This is a genomic window from Bacillus sp. P4_D3 (assembly GCF_056401855.1).
This window is the reverse complement of the sequence record NZ_JBFUIN010000637.1, coordinates 1-1,799: the sequence shown is the minus strand read 5'-3', so window position 1 is coordinate 1,799 and position 1,799 is coordinate 1. Positions and strand designations below refer to the sequence as shown.

Here is a 1,799-nt window from a genome sequence, read left to right as displayed (position 1 = left end):
CCTATATGGTCTGTYGTGRGMGTGGTGATGGCACACCGCAATCTTGCACGTCAGCGATACCAGAAATGGACTTCGCCTTTGGTAGCAAGAATCCCACTGACGTTAGTCAGCTGGCCCCTTTAGGGGTGGGAGTGTCAAATGTACAATTTTTTGATTTAAATGGGCTACCAGAAAACATTAGCCCGTTCATTAAAAAGTTAATTCAACAGCAAGTCGTCTCTATTTAAATGTGAAAAAGAGACCTTTTTGAAGGCCTCTTTTTTTCACTTCACTTCTGCATGTAAACAAGATTTAAAATGTCCAAGTGCATATTCATGTCCTTGCGCATTAAAAGATGCTACTGCTTTTTCATAAACCACAATTTGAAACCCTTTGTTATAAGCATCTACTGCTGTATGAAGGACACAAATATCTGTACATACACCTACAAGATGCACTTCCTCTATTCCTCTTTCTCTTAGCTTCATTTCTAAATCCGTTCCTGCAAAAGCACTGTAACGTGTTTTGTCCATATAGTATACATTCTCAGCATTTTTATATTTTTCGTATACATCTTGTAATTCACCAAACAAGTCTCTTCCATTTGTACCTGCTATATTATGAGGTGGAAACAATTTCGCTTCAGGATGATATACATCATTGTCTTCATGTTTATCGATCGCAAATACTACGTAATCACCTTTTTCAATAAATTGTTTCGTTACATTTACAAGTTCCTTCTCAATTTCTTGACCTGGTTTCCCGCAAGTTAAAGCACCTTTTTCAGCTACAAAGTCATATGTATAATCAATATTTATAAGCGCTCTTTTCATAACTACAATCTCTCCTTCTTCTGTTTCACAGTAAACAATAGAAAATTTGTTATTACGACATCGTATGTACTATTCGACATTACAAATGAAATACCTACATTTCCCTCTCAATACTTACCTTAATCCGAGTTTATCCTACAATCGGTACACAATGACAAAACATACAGTTCCTATTATCAAGTCATGGATTTGATAACTTAACTTAATTTAGATACGAACAAACCGATTCACATCTTCAACCTCTTTCACTTTCGTAGTAGTAAAGAGTAATTTCTTACTATTCATACGTACTAGAAAGTGAAACAAATTATTCTCAACAACCTAATTCTATCCAAATTAAAAAGTACACTACCACTTTAAGTAATGTACTTTTTATCCATAATTAAGACGCAGGCTTCGTTTCAAACGTCGCTTGATTAAAGCTAATGACTTTTCCTTTCGGGTCATTGTTTTCAAACTGAGCTGCAGTAATCGTATGACTACCTGTCTCAAGTGTCTTTTCTTTTAATTGTACTGTTGTCTGTGTTGTACTAGTTACTTGATGTTTATCTGCAAATATTTGATCTACAAATACGAATGTTTCTTTATCGTTTTGAAAATTAGAAAGTTCTAATTCAACTTGCTGAATTAAAGTATCTTTTTTGATAAATACAGTCGGTATATTGCCATTTTCAGAAGTACCATCTGGCGTAGTTACTTTTACTTTCCCTTCTCCGATTGGCACTGCTCCTTCCGGAAATACGACCATATTCTCATCACTTGCATTTACAACTTGTTCTTCCTGATTTGACTGTGCATCTTCTTTTTCCTTTGGAGCACCACAGCCTACTAATAACAATACAGACAATCCAGTGATTATGAATTTCTTCAAAATTCATCCCCCCTGTTATTTCATTATAATTTATTATACAAAAATAACTTCTTAATTTTAAAACTAGTTTTTAACACTTTCATGAACAAATATTAGCTTGCTCACGATTACTGTAC

At 34.4% G+C, this 1,799-nt stretch carries 2 protein-coding genes and 1 pseudogene; 1 reads left to right on the top strand and 2 read right to left on the bottom strand.

Features of this window, described 5'->3' with window-relative positions:
- Positions 1-227: pseudogene (locus AC1DTM_RS25050) on the top strand (hypothetical protein); the annotation flags it as partial.
- 36 nt (positions 228-263) lie between these two features.
- On the opposite strand, the gene AC1DTM_RS25045 reads toward AC1DTM_RS25050, so the two are convergent.
- Entirely contained in the window at positions 264-812 is a 549-nt protein-coding gene (locus AC1DTM_RS25045; RefSeq protein WP_002157996.1) for a cysteine hydrolase family protein, read from the bottom strand.
- A gap of 382 nt (positions 813-1,194) precedes the next feature.
- Complete coding sequence (locus AC1DTM_RS25040; protein WP_002157997.1) at positions 1,195-1,683, bottom strand: putative periplasmic lipoprotein; 489 nt, start codon at positions 1,681-1,683, stop codon at positions 1,195-1,197.
- Between the last annotated feature and the right edge of the window lie 116 nt (positions 1,684-1,799).